The following is a 19157-nucleotide window of genomic DNA, read 5'->3' as shown; positions in this document are numbered from 1 at the left end:
CGGCGGCGGTCGTACGTAGGACAACCGGGCCACCTTACCGGGGCGGGCCCGCCCCTCGCGGAGGGACAGGCCCGTGACCTCGGGCGGTGCGGCGAGCGTCACATCGCCTGCCTCAGCGCGCGAACCTCGGCAGCTGCGCAGCGATCTTGGGTACGTCGAGGGCCCCCTGGCACACGTCCAGCACGAACTGCTCGGCTTCGTCCACGTCGAACTCGGGGTCGAGCGGATGCCCGTTCATGTGGAGGAAGACCCAGGTCGCGTACCAGGCGATGCGCTTGTTCCCGTCTACCAGCCCGTGGTTGCGAGCCAGCGATTCCATCAGAGCCGCTGCCTTCTGCCAGATGTCCGGGTAGGCGTCCTGGCCGAACACACTCGCTTGCGGGCGCGCCAGTGCCGAGTCGAGGAGACCGTAGTCGCGCACTTCGTCCGCTCCGAGACGCTCCGCGAGGTTGAGTAGCTCGGGAAGCGTGAGGTAGTGCATCAGGCAAGCCTCCGGTTCAGCTCTGCGCTCGCCTTCAGCACATGCTCCGCCGCCTCGTTGAACAGTCGGGAGTGTTCGTTTATGGCCTTGATGACCGCGTCGTGCGCGAAGGACTGCATGCTCCGGCCCTCCGCCTCGGCGCGCTCACGCAGGGCGTCCAGCTCTTCTTCGGTGAATCTGACGTTGAGACCAGCCATGGAATGACGGTACCTCGCGGTACCACGCGGTGTCACGCGGATTCGGGAGCCGGCTCCAGCCGGGTCGCGACCCACGCCCCGACCAGCGCCACGCACGCCATCGGCAGGAACACCACGGCGAAGGCGACGGGGTGCGAGGCGCCGCCCGCCCCGCCTGCGGTCACCGCGTGCGCGGCGCCGACCGCGCCGCCGCCGAGTGCGGCGAAGGCGGCCCCTCCGGCGGCCAGCAGGACGACGTTCGCGAGGGCGTCGGAGATCTGCAGGGCGGCGGAGTTGGCGCCGGCCTCCTGCGGCGGGGACAGCTTCAGCAGCAGCACGCTCGTGGAGCCGATCACCAGGCCCATCCCGAGGCATCCCACGGCCCAGGCCAGTGCCAGCGTCCATACGGGGACGGACTCGATGAGCACGGCGGGCGCCGCGGCGATGGCCAGCGCCACCAGCACCATGCCGATCACCATCAGCCGCTGCCGGTAGGGGGCCGTGCGCCCCTGCGACTGCACCCACGAGCCGCCGGCCCAGGTCAGCCCGCCCAGCGCGAGGGAGAAGCCGGCCATGGTCGGGCTCAGCCCCCGCTGGGTGACCAGCATCAGCGGTACGAAGCTCTCGGCCGCGATGAACGACCCCGCGGCGACCCCGCGCAGCAGCACGACCGACGGCAGCCCGCGCCGGGCCAGGTACGTCCCGCGGGGCAGCAGCCCGAGCACGGCGGGCACCAGCAGGGCCGCGCCGGCGATGCCCGGCAGCAGCGAGAGCCACCGCAGGTCCTGGGCGGCGTACTGGAGCAGGCCCGCGCCGACGGAGATCCCCAGCGCCAGCCGGATGCGCCGCCGGTCGAAGGCGCGGGGCTCGCCGTCCACCGGACCGGAGGCGGTCCGGCGTATGGCGGGCAGCGCGATGACGAGCGGTACGACGACGAGCGCGGGTATGCCGAGGAACACCCACCGCCAGCCGAGGTGCTCGGTGACCGTGCCGGAGGCCAGCGGCCCGACGATGGAGGGCACGACCCAGCTGGCGGCGAAGGCGGCCATGATCGCGGGCCGCAGCCGTTCCTCGTAGGCCCGGCTGACGACGACGTACAGCGCGACGATGACCAGCCCGCCGCCGAGGCCCTGCACGGCGCGGCCGCAGACGAACACCCACATGGCACCGGCGGTCCCGGAGACCACGAGCCCGGAGGCGAAGGCGGCGATCCCGACGGCCAGCGGCCTGAGCGGCCCCTGCCGGTCGGCCCACTGCCCGGCCAGGACCATGCCGAAGAGGCTGGTCGTGAAGTAGGCGGAGAAGGCGAAGGCGTAGAGCCCGATCCCGTCGAGCTCACGGGCGGCGACGGGCATGGCCGTGCCGACGGCGGTCGCCTCGAAGGCGATGAGGAAGACGACGGAGATGATCCCGATGCTGAGCGTCCGGTACGCGGGCCCCATGACCCCGCCCCCGGGCGGGGGCGGGAGGGGTGCGGTTCTCTGCGGCACGCGGGGTTCGAGGGCGCTCATCGCCCCAGCGTAAGGTGCACAGCCCGGTTTCGACCCTGTCCGTTCGACGGATCCCGACGTCGGCCCCGGGTCCTAGGACCACCGCGCCCACGCACTCGTGAACGCGGCATGCCAACCCTGTTGCAGCCCTGACCGTCTCCTTCCCGGGCCCGTGGCCGCCCGCGTACGGTCGGGGACATCACCACGGCCGTGTGCCCGGTCTTCCCGGCCACGGCACGGGGCTAAGCCCGCCCGGGGGCAGGCGCACCACCGGGCGGGCTCGGTCTCTTCCGTGGCGCTGCGCTACGCGCCGCAGCCCGTCTGCTGCCGCGCCGACTCCATGAATTTCTTCATCAGGGCGGCGAACGCGGGGCGCCGCTCTTCCTGCTTCAGCCCGTCCGGTACGGCATCGATGAACAGCACCAGGTCGAAGTCCCCCTCAGGCGCCTTGCAAGGGACGACGACGGCCGACCCGCTGTCCCACAGCCGGCTCTGGTCCGCGTAGGGCAGCACGTCGGGGCGGTGCTTCTCCACCTCGGAGCCCCAGGTGACCTCCTGCCCCGCAGGTCTGCGCTGCGCCGTGGCGGTCAGGCGGGGCTTACCGTCGACATCGATGGTGCAGATGGCTTTGGTCCGGCTCACGTTCAGACTGAGGTCGGGCGGGGAATCGACTCGGACCTCATCCCCGGTACCCATGAACGGAGCGAGCTCGGCCGGAGTGAACACGCCGAAGCAGGTGGACGAGGGCAGCTCAGGAGCGGCCGACTCCTTGCCGGCCGAGCAGCCGGTCAGCAGTGCCGTTCCCATGGCAAGGGCGACAACCGGGCGGGGGGTGCGCATCCCGGGCATCAGGATCCGCCGTTCATGGTCGCCACGAGGCTGCGGCCGACCGAGTGCGCGTTCGCCGTCTCGGTGGATGCCTCACCTGCATAGGAGTTGACCGTACGTTCGGAGAGCCCCGACCCCCGCGCCGCGATGCGCACCGAATCGGCGGCAGCGGTCGAGGCGGCCGTCTGCGACCGCGTGAAGTCCGTCCCCACCTGCTGGTTGCTGCCTTCGAGCTTCTTGGCGACGTCCTCCTTCGCGCCCTCGACCACGCTCGCGGCGATGTCCTCCTGCAGTGCGCTGACGACGTCCCCCGCGAGGGGCACCAGTTCGAGGTACTTTCCGCCCGCCGCGCTGATCACCCGGTTGACCCACTTGGCGTTCTCCTCGACGCCCTTGACGTACTCCTCCGCCTCGTGCGCATTCGCGCCGAACGTGCCCTCGGCCCGGGCCTGGGCCAGCATCCCGGCGATCTCTCCGCCCGGATGCACGGCGACCCTGATCGCCGCGTCGACATCGTCGTACTCGCCGCGATGGGCGAACACGTCGTTGACCAGCGCGGTGGTGAAGGTCCGCTGCGCCGTGGTCATGGCGCCATAGGCGTCCGGGTCCTGACCCACCGCTCCGATGAACCTGGCCATCCCGGCCTTGTCGAACTCGGCCATCACACCGTTGGCCTTGATCGTGCGGCTGTTGTTGTCCGCCGCTGCCTGGATGTCCGGCATGTACTCCGCGGCCATCTGCCCGAAGTGCCCGGACAGGCCGTTCAGCGGGCCCTCCGGGTCCCCCGGCTTCGCGTCGACCAGTTCCGGCTTGTCGCCGATCTTCTCGACGATCCGTTCCATGACCGCCGCCATGTCCTTGGTGTGCGCGACGGGCGGTGCGTCCTCATCACCGGGGCTGCGGTGGGAGACGGCCGCCATCAGGGCGTCCCCGAGGGCCTGCTGGGCCGGGTGCAGGTCCGCGCTGCGGGTGATGTCGAAGCCGTCCATGTACGGCGGCTTGTCGAGCATGTAGTCGACCATGCCCCGGTCCTTGCCGTGCTGGCCGCCGACCGGCTTGTCGTCCTTCGTGACGATGCCGTCCTTGTTGCTGTCCTCGCGGACCGGCTCGTTGAAGAAGGCCGTCGCCGCGTCCGGGTTGTTGCCCAGAGCCTCCATCAGCCCCGTCAGGGGGTAGAAGCCGCGGCCGCCCTCCGGCCCCTGGTTGAGTACGGTCTCCAGGCCGATCGGCGTGTGGAACTCCCAGGCCTGCGGGTCCTTGCGGTCCATGGCGATCATGTCGCGGCCGACCGCGGTCAGGAACTCCGTGTCGTACTTCCCCTCGCGCAGCAGCGCACCGAGGGCCTGGTAGCCGTAGATCTGCCGGACGCCGCCGAAGACGTCCATCTCCTTGCGCCCGGCCTTCATCAGCTGGGTCGTCCAGGCCGCGTCGAGGTGGTTGGGTACGTCCTTGTGGGTGGCGAGGCCGAGCATCGCGCCCAGGTCGCCCTGGATGTTCGAGACCATGAGCGCCCGGTCCTTGCCGGCGGCGCCCAGGCTGGTCGCGTCCAGGGACATCGCGGAGTACATCTGCAGGGTGCCTTCGGCACCGATGGTCCGGAACAGGCCCGTCGAGAACTCGGGGTCGTCGCGGTTGTCGTCGAGCAGTTCCTCCAGCTCGCGCAGCGCCTCGACGTTGCGGGCCGTGCCGCCCGCGCCGGTTACCTTCTTCATCAGGTCGGCTGCGCGGGAGGCCTGTTCGCCGTCGAGGGTGGTGAACTTCGGTCCGCTGAAGTCGTGTTCGTCGGCTGCGTTGGCCTGGAGTACGCGGACGAGGGATTCGTCGGCGTCCTGGGCGTTCTCGACGGCCCGGTTGACCTGGGACTGCCAGGCGTTGCGATGCGCGTTGAGGGTCTGCTGGTAGTCGGGGTCATGGCGGGCCGCGTTCCGCTCGGCCTCGGTGGGCAGCGGGATGGCGCTGACCCGCCCGCTGTCGTCGATCCGGAAGCCGGCCGCCGAGGCCTCCGCGGCGAGCCTCTTCAGTTCGTCCTGGGCGGCCTTGAAGGTGGCGTGCGCGTCGGCGAGGACCTGGTGCATCCCCTTGGCCGCCTTGGCGGCGTCCTCGAACTCCTTGGCCGTCTTGTCGACGAACCCGCGTGCCACTCCGGCGGTGACGCCGTTCCAGTCGGCCTTGTCGGACTTCGCCTTCATGCCGGTGCGGGCGGCCTCGGCCATCTCGTCCAGCTTGCCGGCCATGGCCGTCCAGTCGGTGACCGCGGTCCGGAGCTTGTCCAGGGGCGCGTTCATCACGTTCTCGTACGTCAGCATGCCCCGCCGCCCCTACGTGAGGTACTTGTCGATCGCGGACGCCGTGAAGTCGGCGTGGAGCTGCTGCTCGTCCTTGGCGTGGGAGGAGAGCGAGTAGTTCAGGCCGTTGGAGATGGTGGCGCAGGCGGCCACGAGGGTCTTCACCTGGCCCTCCCAGAGGGTGTTGGCCTTGGCGAGGGCGGCCCCGCTGGCGAACCCCTCCCGGGTCAGGGCCGCAGCAGCCTCGCCGGACGCGGAGGCGGCGTGCTTGCCGTCGGTCTGGAGGCGGGTGTGCAGCTTGTACGCCTCGGAGCCGATCGCTCCGATCTGGTCCTGGTTGAGCGCGAGGTCAGGGGCGCCGCCTCCGGGGGCGGGGGCCTGGTTGAGCCGCATGGCGGCGTTGGAGTCGGCTACGGCGCGAGCCGCTAACCATTCCTCGTCGAACGACATCGCGCGAACCTCCGAGTTGGGACCGGTGGGATCAGGTGTGGGTCAACGGTTGCGGCGTACGACCACCGCGGTCACGGCCCCGCCGATGAGCACACACGCCCCGAGTCCCAGCCCGACCCAGAGCAGGGAGTTGCCCTCCTTCTTCTGCTCGGCCTGGGGGGCGGGCGAGGACGGCGCGGCGTCGGTGGGGGCGGACGCGGAAGGCTTTCCGCCACTGGCCGCCGCGGCCAGATCGGGCAGCGGGTACACATCGGCCGGCCCGGGATCGCCGGGCGTCTGCAACGCGATCCGGGGCCGGACCACGCCGTAGCCGACGTAGTCATTGCGCTGCGACCCGTCGACGGGCTTCCCCGCGGTGTTCAGCAGAACGCGCAGCACCTGGTTATTGGTCCACTCAGGGTGCGCGGACCAGAGCAGGGCGGCAGAGGCGGAGGCCAGGGCAGTGGCGTCACTGGTGCCAGAGGACTTGCAGAGACCCGTCTTGCCTGCGCAGGCCGTGACGATGTCGATGCCAGGTGCAGCCATATCCACCTGCGGACCGTACTGCGACTCCTTGGTCGGCTCGCCATTAGGGCCAACCGCTCCGACGCCAACTACTCCAGGAGTTGCAGCAGGATAGGAGAGCTCTCTATTGCCGTAGTTCCCCGTACCAGCGAAAACGAGCTTCCCCTTGGAGAGCGCATACTCCACCGCTTCTCTGCGCGGTCCGTCATCGTCGGCGGTACCGTCCATGGCCAGAGACACGTTGATGATCTTGGCGTCCGAATCTGCCGCGTACCTGATGGCCGCGACCCACGACGGGGTCGCTCGGTTGGTCTCGTGTGGTACACGGATCGGAAGGATCTTTACGCCGGGCGCGAGCCCGAAGGAGCCATCACCACTTGGATGTTGCCCGCTGCCTGCAATGACTGCAGCCATGGTGGTGCCGTGACTACTAATGTCGGTCCGTTCATCGCCCTCGACGCTGTCCGGTTCAAAGTCCTTACCAGGCACCACTTGCCCTGCAAGTTCCGGGATCTGGTTGACGCCAGAATCAATAACCGCGACGGTGACACCCTTGCCCTTGCTGATCTTCCAGATCTCGTCGGCCTTCATGGCGTCGAGATGCCACTGCTGCGATCGGATGGTCTCCGCGTGGGCCGGGGTCGCGGCGACCCCGGCCAGCAGGAGACCCACCAGGGCCGCGGTCGCCTTACGCATGTGCATCCCGTACAACGTCCGTTCTGCTCAGTCGATCACGGGCGGGGCAACACGACGGTTGCCCTGCCAGGTCTCTTCGTCCTCGGTCAGGTAATCGGGACGCTCGCTTCCCTGGTTGTCCCGACGCCTGCCCGGAGTCTGTGCGCCTGCGCCAGCGTGACCCACAGGACCGGCACCATTGCGGACGAGACCGGATCCACCCTGGGTAAACGGCTGACCCGCCGCGATCGGACGACCGACCGCACCGGCCTGACGTCCACCCATGACGCCACCGGGCTCCGACGCCAGTCGGCGACCTGCCGGGAGTCCTGCCTGGGTGCCGCCGTAATGGCCGCCGGCGCCATGGCCCATCCCGCCACCCATGGGGCGACCGGCGTGGGTGCCCTCGCCGATGACGGTGCCGCGCGGGATGCCCGAACTAGGTCCAGTGGACGTCACCGTACGTCCCCCCGTGATGCCAGCATCGCGCGGGGGCATCCCAGGCGTCCCGATGACCTTGCCGCCGGGAGGGACGCCAGGACCACCCAATCCCGGATAGGGACCAATTCCAGGACCGGTACCGAAGGGGCCAGGTCCCTTGAGCCCGCCTACGGGCGGGACGGTGACAGGCGGAACAAAGGGGCCTGGGGTGGGTCCGACAGGACCCGTGGACGGTGGGAGACCGGGCGTGATCGTCACCGGCGGCGTGGTCGGGGGCGGAAGCGTACCGACAGTATCGAGGTTCACGTCTACGTCACGATCCGGCATCGACGCTGACGGAACCGTGTTGTCCGGCTGGGGCTGGCGCCCGGGCAGCTGGCCCGGGTCGTACGTAGAACCACTACTAGCCGATGCCGACGTGGAGCCGTAAGGGGTGGAGTAGCCGGCCGAGCCAGAGCTACCGCCAGAGCGCGCCACATCGGTGTCGCCGGCAATGCCCTGCGGTACGAGAACCTGCGGCGGCGGCGGAAGCCTCGGGGCTTCCGCGTTGCCCATCTGCACTGCGGACTGGTCGTACGCCCCGGCCAGCTTGTTCATCGCGTCCACGGCTCGCGCGTGGTCGCCGCTCAGCTTCGACCATGCCTCCTGGCCGAGCTGCACCGCATCCGGGTCGTTGTGGTACTCGCGGGAAATCGCGAGGTTCTCCCTGAGCTTCGCGTCCGCAGCAGCGTCGTACGGGGGGAAGTTCCCCGCGCCGTCCTTGGACGGCTTGACCTCGCGCATGACCTGCGCCGCTTCGGCCATGTACTTGCCGCCGACCTTGCTGTATTTGGCCAGTTCCAGCGTGGCGCTGCCCGCGCGGCTCACCCAGTCCTGGAACGCCGTGGCAGCTTCGCCCTCCCAGCCCTTGACCTTGTGGTCCTTGAGCTTGGTGCCGATCTGCTCGATCGTCGTGGCGGCCTCGGTGAGCTTCGTGCCCAGCGCCGCGACCTTCGTCGGGTCGAGCGACTCGATCATCGCGTGCAGCTGTGCGTGCGTGTATCCCTCGAAGTCCGTCATCAGATGACACCACCCTTCGGCTTCGGGCTGTCGCTCTTCTTCTCCGCGTCGGGGCCACGATCCCGGCCGTACTCGTCTTCGGCCTGCTTGGCGATGACGACCATGCGCCGCTTCTGCTCCTCGTCCACCTCGGCGTAGCCGCCGCCTGCGGACAGGACCGCGATGCCCAGGGCCTCGATCAGCTCCGCCAGACCCTTCGACAGCGTCTGCAGCTCCGAGTGGACGGTCTTGTACGCCCCGTACAGCTTTTCCGCCTCGGGAAAGCCCTGCCCCAAGGCACCCGTCGGCAGCGCGCCGTCCGCAAGTTTGTTGTGGTGCGCCGGGGATTCCTGAAGCTTCGTCAGGAGACCGTCCACCAGGCTCTTGTAGCCCTTCAGGTCCTCGTACTGGACCTGAAGGGCTGCCGCCTTCGCCTGTGCGTCCGCCTGGGCCCTGATCGACGCCGCCATGTCCCCCGACAGGTCTAGCGCCAGAACCCCGACTGTGTCCTCTGCCACGATGGCCTCCCCGACTCCCCGTCCCCGTTCGCACCCGTTCGCACGTGTGCGCGCACACTCTCGTCGATCACTCTAGCGACCGGCACCGACAGCCCCAAGTCCGGGGTTGCACGTGCAATGCGACTCACACGCTCACGAGTTGGGTGACGCCACCGCCGCCGACGGTCGGATCGGGAGCCTGTTGACCGGGCGGCCCGTCGCCGCGCGGACCGCCGAGGCGATCGCCGCCGGGGTCGTCACCACCGGGACCGCGCTCGCCGCCTTCGCGCCGAACGGGGCCACCACGTCGCGCTCCTCGACCAGTTTGACGATGCGGATCGTCGGCGCGTCCAGCGCGGTCGGCAGGGCGTAGCCCGTCAGGTCGGGGTGGCGGACCAGGCCGGCGACCGTGCGGAGGTTCTCCGTCAGGGCCGCGCCCACGCCCTGGGTGACGCCCGCTTCGATACGGGCCTCCAGTCGACGGGGGTTCAGGATCCGGCCCACGTCCTGGGCCACCGCGAGCTCCACCACCCGTACGGAGCCCAGTTCGATGTCCACGTCCACCACCGCGCGGATCGCGCAGAAGGCGAGGCCCACGAACGCGTCGCCCTGGCCGTCCGCGTCCAGCGGTTCCGTCGGGTGGGGGCGGCACTGGGCGGTCGCCCAGAGTTCCTTGCCCGCCATGGCCTCCGCGACCGACATCGAGAACGCGCCGTCGTACGACGTGATGCGGCCGTCCTGGATCTGCAGGAGTTCCGTCGACATGCCCAGCTTGTGCGCCATCGGCTGCAGCAGCTGGGTGCGGACCATCTTGGCGGCCCGCTCCACCGCGCCGCCCGACACCCACGTGTGGCGGCCGTGCGCCGCCGGGCCGGCCGGGGGCTGGTCGGTGTCCACCGGGGCCACCGTCACCTCGTCGACGCCCAGCACCTCCTGGACGATCTGGCGGGCCAGGGTGCCGAAGCCCTGGCCGGTGTCGACCGCCGCGCAGATGACGGTGGCCACGCCGCCCACCACCTTCACGGTGGCGGTGGAGACCTCGTCGGTCCCCTCCGCGCCGAGCATGTGCACCATGCCGACGCCGTAGCCGACGCCGCGCCGCACCGCGCCGGGCTCGCCCGCGCCCTCCGGGCCGCCGGGCAGCAGCCACTCGTCCTCGGGGGCGTCCTTCGGGAGGGCGGGCAGCTCGTAGTCGCGGACCGAGCGCAGGAGTTCGGCGACCGGGGCCGGGCAGGTGACCGTCTGGCCGGTCGGGAGGAGGTCCCCCGTGGCCAGGACGTTGCGCATGCGCAGTTCCGCGCCGTCGATGCCGAGGGCGGCCGCGATCTTGTCCATCTGGCCCTCGTACGCGGCGCACACCTGCATCGCGCCCTCGCCGCGGACGTGGCCCGACGGCGGGTTGTTGGTGCGTACCACCCAGCCCTCGACGAAGGCGTGCGGGACGACGTACGGGCCGCAGGCGAAGGCCACCGCCGCCGCCAGGGATTCGGCGGAGGCGTCGGCGTACGCGCCCGCGTCCATCAGGATCTGCGCCTCGACCTTGACCAGGCGGCCCTCGGCGTCCGCGTGGTGGCGGTAGCGCAGCAGGGTCGGGTGGCGGTGGGTGTGGCCGAGGAAGGACTCCTCGCGGGTGGCGGCCAGCTTCACCGGGCAGCCCGTGCGCAGGGCGAGCAGGCCGAGCGGGAGCTGGAAGGCGGCGTCCTCGCGGTCGGCCGTGGCGCCCGGCACGCCGGTGACGACAACGCGCACCCGGTCCGGTTCCAGGCCGAAGCAGGCGGCGGCCAGGTCGCGGTCGGTGTGCGGGTCGGTGGAGGCGGTGTAGAGGTCGACGCCGCCGTCGGGACGGGGCACGGCCAGCCCGGCCTCGGCGCCGATGGGGGCCGGGTCCTGGCGGCCGATCCGGTACAGGCCCTCGACCACGACCTCGCCGGTGGCCTCCGGGTCGCCGTAGCGCAGCGGGATGTGCCGGATCAGGTTGCCGTCGGGGTGCAGGGCAGGGGCGCCGAAGGCCTGCTCGGGGTCGGTGACCGGGTCGAGGAGCTCGTACTCGACGGCGATCGCGGCCGCGGCGAGCCGGGCCGTGTCGGGGTGGTCGGCGGCGACGGCGGCGATGGGCTCGCCGTGGTGGCGTACGACGTCGTGCGCGAACACCGGCCGGTCCGCGATCCGGCGGCCGTGCGTGGTGGCGCCGGGTACGTCGGCGTGGGTGACGACGGCACGTACGCCGGGCATCTCCGCGGCGGCCGTGGTGTCGATGGAGAGGATCCGGGCGTGGGCGTGCGGGGAGCGCAGCACGGCGGCCCACAGCAGGCCCTCGGCCCACAGGTCGGCGGCGTAGGGGAAGGTGCCCTCGGTCTTGGCGCGGGTGTCGGTGGCCTCGACGGAGGCGCCGATGCCGCGCGGTACCTGCTGCTCGGCGGTCTCGGGCCCCGGTGCTGCGGCCATGGCCGTCACCGTGGTGTTCACCGTCGTCGCGGTCGCCGCGTCCTGCCCGCTCACGCCGTGCCTCCGTGGTGGATGCCGCCCTCGCCGGGCGCTGCCTGGTGCGGGATGCGCGGCTCCGACGCCGCTTCGCCCTGCGCCTGAACGTGCCCGTGCCCGTAGTCCTGCCCGTGGTCGTGTCCGTGTCCGTGGCCGTGCCCCTGTGTCTGGAGCTGTGCCGCCTCCGCGGAGGCCGTCGCCTCCCGCTCGGCCACGACCTCGCGGACGGCCTCGACGACCCCCGCGTAGCCGGAGCACCGGCAGAGGTTGCCGCACAGCGCCTGACGGGTCTCCAGCTCGCTGGGGGCGTGGTTGCCCTCCAGCAGGTCGTGGATGGTCATGGCCATGCCGGGGACGCAGAACCCGCACTGCACCGCGCCCGACCTGCACAACGCGCGCTGGACGTCGGAGAGTTCCCCGCCCGTCGCGAGGCCCTCGACGGTGCGGACCTCGCTGCCGGCGGCCGTGGCCGCCGGGACCAGGCAGGAGGCGACGAGCCGGCCGTCGACCTGTACGGCGCAGGCGCCGCACTCGCCCTGCGAGCAGCCGTCCTTGGCGCCGGCGAGGCCGAGGCGCTCGCGCAGCACGTAGAGGAGCGACTCCCCGATCCAGGCCCCGGTGACGGGGCGGTCGGCGCCGTTGACGCGCAGGACGTAGGAGGCGTGGGGGTGCTCGTGGTGGACGTCGGCCGCGGGACGGTGCCCGTCTTCGTACGCCGGCACCTCCGCCGGGATCCCTTCCCCGGTGCCCTCGGCCGGGAGCTCCGCCGCGCTGTCGGCGGTGTCCCCGGTCGGCGTGGACCCGGCCGGGGTCTCGGCGGGGGACGGGGCGGTCTCGGCGGGCGCCTGCCCGTCGGTGCCGGCCCGGTCCGGTGCGGGCGCGGCACCCGGTTCCGCGAAGCCGTGGCCGTCCGCCGGGGTGGACTCCGCCTCGGGGGTCCGGTCGAGGAGCGCGAAGCCGTGCCCGTCCGTGTCCGCGGGGTGCGCGGGGTGCGCGGAATGCTCCGCATGGTCGGAGTGACCGGTATGACCTGCCTGCCCGGTGTGACCCGTGTGGCCCACGTGACTCGCGTGCCCGGTACGCCCGGTATGCCCGGTGCGCCCGAAGTCGTCGGGGTGCGCGCCGTGTTCGGAGTAATCGCCGTGCTCGGAGTGAGCGGCGTCGGCCCCGTGTCCGGCACGGTCCGCGTGGTCGGCATGGTCCGCGTGGTCGGCGTACGCGGGCTGCGCCGGGTGCTCCGGCTCCGCCGGCTGCGCGGCCTCCGCGGCCGGTTCGTGCGCCGCGGCCCCCGGGTGCGACCGCTCCCCCGCGAGCGCGGTCGCCGCCGGGCCGTGCGCGGCCTCGATGTCGTGCGGTGCCTGGTGGTGTGCGGGCTCGGCCTCCTGGAGCGCGGTGCCCACGCCGGGGCCGCCCAGCACCCGCGGCCCGCGGCTCGCGGCGCCGACACCGGGTCCGCCGAGCAGGCGTCCGGCGGCGTGCGCTGTGGCGGTGGCGGCGGCGGCCGAAGCGGCGGCGGCCTCGTCCGTGCCCGGCAGAACGCCCCCGTCCTGGCCAGGGCCCTGGCCGGGGTCCGGGTCGGCGGCGGGCTGCTGCGTCAGGTACGCCCACGGGGCCGGGGCGCCACCGGGCAGGGTCGCCGGGGCCTGGCTCCAGTCCGCGTCCAGGCCGGTGCCCGTGTGGAAGTCGCCCTGCTGCTGCGCGAAGTCGGGCACGGCCCACTGGCCGGTCGTCGACGGCGCCTCCTCGGGCTCGTGCACGGCCTCGGGGAAGCGCCACTCCGCCGTCGCACCGGGATCGCGCGCAGGCTCCGGCTCCGGCTGCGCCTCGGCGAACGCGGCGGCCACCGACTCCGGGATGGGGATCGACGCCGGGATCGGCCCGCCCACGGACCCGGCCCCGGTACCGCCCACGGACCCTGAACCCGGCCCCGACGGGTCGGCGCCGCCGCCCGCCTCCGGCCACTGCGCCGGGAGCGTCCACGTGCCCGTGGCCGCCGGGTCCGTACTGGCCGAGCCCAGCGGCACGATCATCGGCGGCGGCACGTAGCCGTGCCCGGGCGCCGCGAGCGGCTCGCCCGTGCCGAGCGCGTCCAGCATGTCCTGCGGCAGTTTCACGAAGGCCGTGGCGTCCGAGTCGTACTCGCCGCCCTGCGGGACCGGTTCCCAGCCCCAGCCCGCCGTGCCGTTCCCCTGGGTCACGTTCTCGTTCTCGTTCCCGCTCATGAGCTCAGCGCCCTTCCGAGGGCCCTCCGTGCCAGTACGGCCACCGTCCGCCGCAGGTGCAGTACGCCGGGAGCCACCGGTTCCCCCTGGTCGGGGACGCAGGCGGCCGCGACGTACTCGCCGAAGGCCTCCAGCGCCTCGGGGGCCAGGCTCCGCCCGCCGTCCCAGTCGATCAGCGAGGCCACCCACTGCTCGGCCTCCAGCGGGCGCAGCGGCATCGGGGCCACCGCGCCGATGGCGCAGCGCACGCCCCGGCGCGCCGGGTCCAGCACGAGCCCCACGGACGCCACCGCGCGCCCGGGTCCCGTGCGCCCGGTGGCCTTGAGGAACACCTGCGGGGCGTGCAGCAGCGGCACCCGTACGAAGCCGATGAGCTCACCGGGCCGCAGCATCTCCCGCCCTGCCAGCAGGTGCGAGACCGGGATCTCGCGCTGCCCGCCCGGGCCGATGATGACGAGTACGGCCTCCAGCGCGGCCAGCACGGGCAGCGCGTCCCCGGTGGGCGCGGCGGTGGCGATGTTCCCGCCGAGGGTCCCGGCGTTGCGGATCTGCGGGGGCCCGGCGGCGCGCGCGGCGGCCGCGAGCGCGGGGATGAGCGCGGCGAAGTCCGGCCGCCCCATCCGGGCATGCGTGAGGCCCGCACCGAGCAGCGCGTGACCGTCCTGGTACTGCCAGCCGCGGATCTCGTTGATCCGGCCCAGGCCGACCAGCGCAGCGGGCCGCAGCTGCCCGGCGTTGACCGCGGCCATGAGGTCGGTGCCGCCCGCGACGGGAACGGCGGCGGGCATGGCGGTGAGCGCCGCGACGGCCTCGTCGAGCGAGGCCGGCAGCGTCACGGACTGCGCCGCCTGCTGCCCCTGAGCCCCCTGAGGTGAATCAGGTGCGTGCGGTGCGTGCGGTGCGTGCGTGGTCAACCCAGCTGCCCCTTCCCGATGTCCCGGTCCTGGCGCTCACGCCTGTCCGCCGTACGGTACGTGCTCCCCGCCGGGACGTGGCAACTCTGGCACATCTTCCGGGCCGCCCGGCGCGAGGGTCTCCCCGTACCGCCGCGGCCGCGCACGGTGTCCCGTACGGGGTGGAGGGCCCCGTGACACCGCCTTCGACGACCCTCCTCCCGTATTGCCCGGTTTTCCCTGTATGGCGGGAAAACCAGCGAGAGTTCCGGACTCGTTCCCTTTCCGTTCAGGGCGGCCGCGGGCCGGCCCCCGTGCCCCCGTGTCACACGTTCGGGGGCGCGCCCTCGATGGGGCGGCCGAGCACCCCCGGCCGACGCTGCCGGGGCAACGGACCGCCGGGCGGGCGGTAGTCGACGCCCAGAGCGTCCAACCGCGGGTAGTGCGCGGCCATCCGGGCCTCGAACCACGCGAAGTCGCGCTCCTCGGGCTCCGGCTGCCACGACCACACCACCTCCGCGAAGGCCGCCAGCCGCGGGAACACCTGGTAGTCGACCCGGCCCCGGTCCTGCGTGACCTCGGTCCACAAGTTGGCCTGCGCGCCCAGCACATGGGCCACCGCCTCCGGCGACAGCTTCGGCGGCACCGGCTCGAAGCGGTAGACGTCCTCCAGCGAGCGCACGTACCCGATGGGCATCGGCTCGTCCGGGCCGTCCGCCTGACGGTGGTCCAGGTACACCTGCTGCTCGGGGCACATCACCACGTCGTGGCCGGCCTCGGCGGCGGCGATCCCGCCCGCGCGGCCGCGCCACGAGGACACGGCCGCACCCGGGGCGAGACCGCCCTCCAGGATCTCGTCCCACCCGATCAGGCGCCGCCCGCGCTCGGCGAGCCAGCCGTCGAAGTGCCGGATGAACCAGGACTGCAGCCCGTCCTCGCCGTCCACGCCCAGCTCCCGGATCCGCTGCTGCGCGGCCGGGGAGGCCTTCCACTGCGTCTTGGGGCACTCGTCGCCGCCCACGTGCACGAAGGGCGAGACCTCCGCCGGGAACAGCTCCAGCAGCTCCTCGAAGACACCCTCGTAGAAGCGCAGCACGGCGTCGGTCGGGGCGAGGACGTTCTCGCAGATCCCCCAGTCGTCCCAGACGCCGAGGGCCGCCGTGTCGACCACGTCGGTGTTGCCCAGCTCCGGGTACGCGGCGATCGCGGCCTGCGAGTGCCCCGGCAGGTCGATCTCCGGGACCACCCGGACGTGCCGCTCGGCGGCGTACGCGACGATCTCGCGGATGTCGTCCTGGGTGTAGAAGCCGCCGTGCGGGGTCTCGTCCCACAGCGGCGAGGCGCGGTGGCCGTGGCGGCTGCGCGCCCGCCAGCCGCCGACGCCGGTCAGCCTCGGGTGGCGCCGGATCTCGATCCGCCAGCCCTGGTCGTCGGTCAGGTGCAGGTGGAGCACGTTGAGCTTGTGGGCGGCGAGCAGGTCGATGTAGCGCAGCACGCCGTCCTTGGGCATGAAGTGCCGGGCGACGTCGAGCATCATCCCGCGCCAGCCGAAGCGGGGGCCGTCCGCGACGGCGGCGTAGGGCAGGCTCCAGGTGCGGCCGGGCAGCGGCGCCTTGCGGTACGCGTCGGGGCCGAGCAGCTGGCGCAGGGTCTGGGCGGCCCAGAAGAGTCCGGCCGTCGTCGCTCCCGTCAGCTCCGCCCCGTCCTCGCCGATGTCGATGCGGTACGACTCCGGCCCGCGTTCCCCCGCGGCGTCCGGGTCGAGCCGCAGCCGCAGCTCCGCGACCGCGCCGGAGCCGACTCCGGGTCCGACCCCGGTCCCGGTCCCGGTCCCTGCGGCGGGCAGTGTCCAGCCGGTGGCCGCCCCCAGCTCCCGCCGCATCCAGCGGGCGACGGGTCCGGTGCCGGGCCCGGCGTCGAGGGCGGGCTCGGGGCCGAACGCGAAGCGGCGCCCGTCCTCGTCGAGCAGTACGGCCCGGGGTGCGGGGATCAGGCCCGTGCGGATCAGGTCCATGCGTCAGCCCTTCACGCAGCCGGTTGCGCCCTGCGCAACACACGTTCCGCCGGGTGCCCGTCGCGCCGACCCTAACGCGCCCCGCAGGCACGGCAAAGGCCCCCGGACGCACGGTGGTGCGCCGGGGGCCCGGTCCCGCGCAAGGCAGGGGTGAGCGGGCTCGGACTACTTGTCCTTGCCGCCCTTGTCCTTGTCCCCGCCGGGGCCCATGGACTCGTAGATCTCCTTGCACATGGGGCAGACCGGGTACTTCTTCGGGTCCCGGCCCGGTACCCAGACCTTGCCGCAGAGCGCGACGACGGGGGTCCCGTCGAGCGCGCTCGCCATGATCTTGTCCTTCTGGACGTAGTGGGCGAAGCGCTCGTGGTCGCCGTCACCGTGCGACACCTGCGGCGTCGGCTCTACGAGGGTCCCCGTGCCAGTCCCGCGCTCGGGCTCAAGAGTGCTCATGGAACCCAGGGTACTTAACCCCGCGCCCGTCAGTTGAGCGACGGGTCGTCCGGATAGGTGGCGACCATCGCGAGTTCGCTGCGCTGGCGGCGCAGCACCGACCGCCACAGCCGCTCCGGATCCGGGGAGGACACGTCCCCGGGCTCCGACTCCACCACGTACCAGGCGCCCTCGCCCACCTCCTGCTCCAGCTGGCCCGGCCCCCAGCCGGAGTAACCGGCGAAGATGCGCAGGCCGCCCAGCGCCGGGGCCAGCAGCTCCGGCGGCGTCTCCAGGTCGACCAGCCCGATCGCGCCGTGCACCCGGCGCCAGCCGAGCGGCCCCTCCTCGCCCGGGATGACGGCGAGCCCCAGGGCCGAGTCCAGCGCCACCGGCCCGCCCTGGAACACCACGCCGGGGGCCCCGGCCAGCGGCGCCCAGGCCAGCAGGACATCGCCGACGCCCACCGGGGTCGGCCGGTTGAGGACCACGCCGAGGGAGCCCTGCTCGTCGTGGTCGAGCAGCAGCACCACCGCGCGGTCGAAGTTCGGATCCGCGAGGGCGGGGGTGGCCACGAGCAGCCGCCCTGTGAGGGAGGACACCTCGGTCATGCCGCCATGATCCCGCACAACCGCCCTTCGCGGGGAGCGGGCGGACGGATCGGATCGCGTGCAGCTCAGGGCGCACGGCGGCAGCGAGGAGCGCGCACGGACGAACCGGGCGGAACGCAACACTCCGCCATGCGGTGGATACGGAGGGTGTTGTGCCGAATTCATGACAGTCCTACGGCCACGTCGGCCTTACGAACAAGGGGGTGATGGCCCTTACCCTTTTCCCTGGCCCCCTGCCCACCCTCTCCGGAACGCGAGATTCATGACCGGCATCAGTGACGATGTACTGCTTGTCCACGGCGGTACCCCGCTCGAGGGCGAGATCCGTGTCCGCGGTGCGAAGAACCTCGTGCCCAAGGCCATGGTCGCCGCTCTGCTCGGCAGCGGACCCAGCAGGCTGCGCAACGTTCCCGACATCCGTGACGTGCGTGTCGTGCGCGGGCTGCTCCAGCTGCACGGGGTGACGGTGCGTCCCGGCGAGGAGCCGGGCGAGCTCGTGCTCGACCCCACCCACGTCGAGAGCGCGAACGTCGCGGACATCGACGCCCACGCGGGCTCTTCGCGCATCCCGATCCTCTTCTGCGGCCCCCTGCTGCACCGTCTCGGCCACGCCTTCATCCCGGGCCTCGGCGGCTGCGACATCGGCGGCCGGCCGATCGACTTCCACTTCGACGTGCTCCGCCAGTTCGGCGCGACCATCGAGAAGCGCGAGGGCGGCCAGTACCTGGAGGCTCCGCAGCGGCTGCGCGGCTGCAAGATCCGCCTGCCCTACCCGTCCGTCGGCTCGACCGAGCAGGTGCTGCTCACGGCCGTCCTGGCCGAGGGCGTCACCGAGCTCAGCAACGCCGCCGTCGAGCCGGAGATCGAGGACCTCATCTGCGTGCTGCAGAAGATGGGCGCCATCATCTCCATGGACACCGACCGCACCATCCGGATCACCGGTGTGGAGCGGCTCGGCGGCTACAACCACAAGGCCCTCCCGGACCGCCTGGAGGCCGCCTCCTGGGCTTCCGCGGCGCTCGCCACCGGCGGCAACATCTACGTGCGCGGCGCCCAGCAGCGTTCGATGATGACCTTCCTGAACACGTACCGGAAGGTCGGCGGCGCCTTCGAGATCGACGACGACGGCATCCGCTTCTGGCACCCGGGCGGCCCGCTCAACGCCATCGCGCTGGAGACGGACGTGCACCCCGGCTTCCAGACCGACTGGCAGCAGCCGCTCGTGGTGGCCCTGACGCAGGCCTCCGGCCTCTCGATCGTCCACGAGACGGTCTACGAGTCCCGGCTCGGCTTCACCTCGGCCCTCAACCAGATGGGTGCTCACATCCAGCTGTACCGCGAGTGCCTGGGCGGCTCGGCCTGCCGTTTCGGCCAGCGCAACTTCCTGCACTCGGCGGTCGTCTCCGGCCCGACCAAGCTGCAGGGCGCCGACCTGGTCATCCCCGACCTGCGCGGCGGGTTCTCGTACCTGATCGCGGCGCTGGCCGCCGAGGGCACCTCGCGGGTCCACGGCATCGACCTGATCAACCGCGGCTACGAGAACTTCATGGAGAAGCTCGTCGAGCTCGGTGCGAAGGTCGAACTGCCGGGCGGCGAGCTCGTCTGACCCGTCCCGCCGTACGCCCGTGCGTACGCCGAAGCC

At 72.3% G+C, this 19157-nt stretch carries 16 protein-coding genes; 1 reads left to right on the top strand and 15 read right to left on the bottom strand.

All coding sequences use genetic code 11. The annotated features are described in order from the left end of the window. Positions 1 to 112: 112 nt before the first annotated feature. From AAT21_RS00330 to AAT21_RS00260, 15 genes are all read right to left on the bottom strand, one after another. On the bottom strand, positions 113 to 481 hold the full coding sequence (locus AAT21_RS00330; protein WP_037923310.1) for a type II toxin-antitoxin system death-on-curing family toxin: 369 nt from the start codon (positions 479 to 481) through the stop codon (positions 113 to 115). After that, positions 481 to 678 carry an Arc family DNA-binding protein gene (locus AAT21_RS00325; protein ID WP_037923309.1) on the bottom strand — a complete coding sequence of 66 codons (198 nt, stop codon included), beginning with the start codon at positions 676 to 678 and terminating at the stop codon, positions 481 to 483. Before AAT21_RS00325 ends, AAT21_RS00330 begins: the two co-directional genes overlap by 1 nt. Before the next feature lie 32 nt (positions 679 to 710). Continuing rightward, a complete protein-coding gene (locus AAT21_RS00320) occupies positions 711 to 2168 on the bottom strand; it encodes an MFS transporter (RefSeq protein ID WP_046774731.1) in 1458 nt (485 codons plus the stop codon). A 282-nt stretch (positions 2169 to 2450) separates the two neighbouring features. After that, positions 2451 to 2987 carry a hypothetical protein gene (locus AAT21_RS00315; protein ID WP_157879606.1) on the bottom strand — a complete coding sequence of 179 codons (537 nt, stop codon included), beginning with the start codon at positions 2985 to 2987 and terminating at the stop codon, positions 2451 to 2453. A gap of 8 nt (positions 2988 to 2995) precedes the next feature. Beyond that, on the bottom strand, positions 2996 to 5281 hold the full coding sequence (locus tag AAT21_RS00310) for a hypothetical protein (RefSeq protein ID WP_046774729.1): 2286 nt from the start codon (positions 5279 to 5281) through the stop codon (positions 2996 to 2998). 12 nt (positions 5282 to 5293) lie between these two features. Further along, positions 5294 to 5710 carry a hypothetical protein gene (locus tag AAT21_RS00305; RefSeq protein WP_046774728.1) on the bottom strand — a complete coding sequence of 139 codons (417 nt, stop codon included), beginning with the start codon at positions 5708 to 5710 and terminating at the stop codon, positions 5294 to 5296. A gap of 42 nt (positions 5711 to 5752) precedes the next feature. Next, positions 5753 to 6916, bottom strand: a complete 1164-nt coding sequence (gene mycP, locus AAT21_RS00300; RefSeq protein ID WP_046774727.1) for a type VII secretion-associated serine protease mycosin — start codon at positions 6914 to 6916, stop codon at positions 5753 to 5755. Positions 6917 to 6937: 21 nt separating this feature from the next. After that, positions 6938 to 8389 (bottom strand): WXG100 family type VII secretion target, encoded by a 1452-nt coding sequence (locus AAT21_RS37290; RefSeq protein WP_157879605.1) that lies wholly within the window; start codon positions 8387 to 8389, stop codon positions 6938 to 6940. Then, positions 8389 to 8886: a hypothetical protein gene (locus AAT21_RS00290; protein ID WP_235438632.1), complete on the bottom strand. Its 498-nt coding sequence runs from the start codon at positions 8884 to 8886 to the stop codon at positions 8389 to 8391. Before AAT21_RS00290 ends, AAT21_RS37290 begins: the two co-directional genes overlap by 1 nt. Positions 8887 to 9018: 132 nt before the next feature. Further along, positions 9019 to 11310, bottom strand: a complete 2292-nt coding sequence (locus tag AAT21_RS00285; protein WP_046775468.1) for a xanthine dehydrogenase family protein molybdopterin-binding subunit — start codon at positions 11308 to 11310, stop codon at positions 9019 to 9021. A 50-nt stretch (positions 11311 to 11360) separates the two neighbouring features. After that, positions 11361 to 13568: a 2Fe-2S iron-sulfur cluster-binding protein gene (locus AAT21_RS36405; protein ID WP_052757600.1), complete on the bottom strand. Its 2208-nt coding sequence runs from the start codon at positions 13566 to 13568 to the stop codon at positions 11361 to 11363. Beyond that, positions 13565 to 14482, bottom strand: a complete 918-nt coding sequence (locus AAT21_RS00275; RefSeq protein WP_079025360.1) for an FAD binding domain-containing protein — start codon at positions 14480 to 14482, stop codon at positions 13565 to 13567. The genes AAT21_RS36405 and AAT21_RS00275 overlap by 4 nt, the downstream gene beginning before the upstream one ends. Positions 14483 to 14786: 304 nt before the next feature. Then, entirely contained in the window at positions 14787 to 16475 is a 1689-nt protein-coding gene (locus AAT21_RS00270) for a beta-N-acetylhexosaminidase (protein WP_046774724.1), read from the bottom strand. A gap of 165 nt (positions 16476 to 16640) precedes the next feature. Next, complete coding sequence (locus AAT21_RS00265) at positions 16641 to 16925, bottom strand: DUF3039 domain-containing protein (protein ID WP_030010729.1); 285 nt, start codon at positions 16923 to 16925, stop codon at positions 16641 to 16643. A gap of 29 nt (positions 16926 to 16954) precedes the next feature. Then, complete coding sequence (locus AAT21_RS00260; protein WP_046774723.1) at positions 16955 to 17515, bottom strand: YqgE/AlgH family protein; 561 nt, start codon at positions 17513 to 17515, stop codon at positions 16955 to 16957. Between the two features lie 262 nt (positions 17516 to 17777). Between AAT21_RS00260 and murA the strand changes: the two genes are divergently transcribed. Beyond that, positions 17778 to 19121 (top strand): UDP-N-acetylglucosamine 1-carboxyvinyltransferase, encoded by a 1344-nt coding sequence (gene murA / locus AAT21_RS00255; RefSeq protein ID WP_046774722.1) that lies wholly within the window; start codon positions 17778 to 17780, stop codon positions 19119 to 19121. Positions 19122 to 19157: the final 36 nt, after the last annotated feature.

The organism is Streptomyces yangpuensis, assembly GCF_001005295.1.
GTDB lineage: Bacteria > Actinomycetota > Actinomycetes > Streptomycetales > Streptomycetaceae > Streptomyces > Streptomyces yangpuensis.
This window is presented reverse-complemented; position numbering and strand designations above follow the sequence as displayed.

What these genes read in the sequence shown, in the direction of transcription:
- AAT21_RS00325 (WP_037923309.1), bottom strand. Translation starts at nt 678, where the DNA reads ATGGCTGGTCTCAACGTCAGATTCACCGAAGAAGAGCTGGACGCCCTG.
- mycP (WP_046774727.1), bottom strand. Translation starts at nt 6,916, where the DNA reads ATGCACATGCGTAAGGCGACCGCGGCCCTGGTGGGTCTCCTGCTGGCC.
- AAT21_RS36405 (WP_052757600.1), bottom strand. Translation starts at nt 13,568, where the DNA reads ATGAGCGGGAACGAGAACGAGAACGTGACCCAGGGGAACGGCACGGCG.
- AAT21_RS00270 (WP_046774724.1), bottom strand. Translation starts at nt 16,475, where the DNA reads ATGGACCTGATCCGCACGGGCCTGATCCCCGCACCCCGGGCCGTACTG.
- AAT21_RS00330 (WP_037923310.1), bottom strand. Translation starts at nt 481, where the DNA reads ATGCACTACCTCACGCTTCCCGAGCTACTCAACCTCGCGGAGCGTCTC.
- AAT21_RS00285 (WP_046775468.1), bottom strand. Translation starts at nt 11,310, where the DNA reads ATGGCCGCAGCACCGGGGCCCGAGACCGCCGAGCAGCAGGTACCGCGC.
- AAT21_RS00265 (WP_030010729.1), bottom strand. Translation starts at nt 16,925, where the DNA reads ATGAGCACTCTTGAGCCCGAGCGCGGGACTGGCACGGGGACCCTCGTA.
- AAT21_RS00260 (WP_046774723.1), bottom strand. Translation starts at nt 17,515, where the DNA reads ATGACCGAGGTGTCCTCCCTCACAGGGCGGCTGCTCGTGGCCACCCCC.
- AAT21_RS37290 (WP_157879605.1), bottom strand. Translation starts at nt 8,389, where the DNA reads ATGACGGACTTCGAGGGATACACGCACGCACAGCTGCACGCGATGATC.
- AAT21_RS00315 (WP_157879606.1), bottom strand. Translation starts at nt 2,987, where the DNA reads ATGCGCACCCCCCGCCCGGTTGTCGCCCTTGCCATGGGAACGGCACTG.
- AAT21_RS00305 (WP_046774728.1), bottom strand. Translation starts at nt 5,710, where the DNA reads ATGTCGTTCGACGAGGAATGGTTAGCGGCTCGCGCCGTAGCCGACTCC.
- AAT21_RS00320 (WP_046774731.1), bottom strand. Translation starts at nt 2,168, where the DNA reads ATGAGCGCCCTCGAACCCCGCGTGCCGCAGAGAACCGCACCCCTCCCG.
- AAT21_RS00310 (WP_046774729.1), bottom strand. Translation starts at nt 5,281, where the DNA reads ATGCTGACGTACGAGAACGTGATGAACGCGCCCCTGGACAAGCTCCGG.
- murA (WP_046774722.1), top strand. Translation starts at nt 17,778, where the DNA reads ATGACCGGCATCAGTGACGATGTACTGCTTGTCCACGGCGGTACCCCG.